Genomic DNA, 985 nt, shown 5'->3' with positions numbered 1-985 from the left:
GGCCGCCCGCGTGCCAGAGGCGGGCCGTCTGCTCCACGAAGAACGGGTTGCCGCCGGTGCGCCGGTGCACCTCGGCGACCAGTTCGTCCGCGGGCCGGCGGCCGGCCGTGCGGGCCATCAGCGCGCCCACCGCGTCCCGGTCGAGACCGGTCAGAGTCACCGTGGTGGCCTGGGCCAGCAGCGGCAGCAGCAGTGGGCGGAGCGGATGCCCGGCCGCGGCGGGCTCGAGCTCCACCTCCACGTCCCGGTACGTGCCCATCAGCAGCAGCCGCTCGAACCGGGCGTGCCGGGCGGCGAACGCCAGCAGGCGCAGGGAGGCGGGGTCGGCCCAGTGCAGGTCGTCGAGGACGACGGTCACCGGGCGGTACTGGGACGCCGTGACCAGCAGGGATGTCACGGCGTCGAACACGGCGAAGCCGCCCCCGCCCCCGGTCGAACCCCCGGCCGGACCCCCGGGCTCGCGCCCGGCCGAAGCCCCGGCCGTGCCCGTGGCCACCTCGCCCGCCGACCGCGTACCGCCCGCCCCCCGCGGCTCGCCCAGGAGCGCGGTGAGCGGGTCCCCGGCGGCGCGCTCCGCGGCGGCCCACTCCCGTGGCGCGGCCACGCGCCGCAGCGCCCGTACGACCTGCACCCAGGGCCAGTAGCCCGGGGCGCCGTCGGACTCCCAGCACGCGGCCCCCAGCACCAGGGCCCCCTGCCGCCTGGCCGCCTCCGCGGCCTCCGCGACCAGGGTCGTCTTGCCGATGCCCGGCTCCCCGGTGACCAGCACCAGCCCGCCGTTCCCGGCGAGCGCGCGATCGAGCGCGCCCCCCAGCACGGCGGAGGCGTGGTCCCGCCCGAGGAGTCGGGACGATGCGGAGGTGGTCGGCGTGCCCGTCATTTCGCCGATGCAACCACGATTCGCGGCGCCCCGCCCACGCGTTTGCCGCGCCGCCCGGGGCCGAGGGCCAGCAGCGCGTCGAGCCGGTCCTCGCGGGCCACCAGG

1 protein-coding gene is annotated in these 985 nt (G+C 78.7%); it reads right to left on the bottom strand.

What is annotated here, in order from left to right:
- Positions 1–880, bottom strand: an 880-nt coding sequence (locus ACSNOD_RS31395; protein WP_436770473.1) for an AAA family ATPase, incomplete at its 3' end; no start/stop codon positions are given.
- Positions 881–985: the final 105 nt, after the last annotated feature.

Origin of the sequence: Streptomyces sp. URMC 123, assembly GCF_051386515.1 — a bacterium.
In the GTDB taxonomy this organism is placed as follows: Bacteria; Actinomycetota; Actinomycetes; order Streptomycetales; family Streptomycetaceae; genus Streptomyces.
This window is presented reverse-complemented; position numbering and strand designations above follow the sequence as displayed.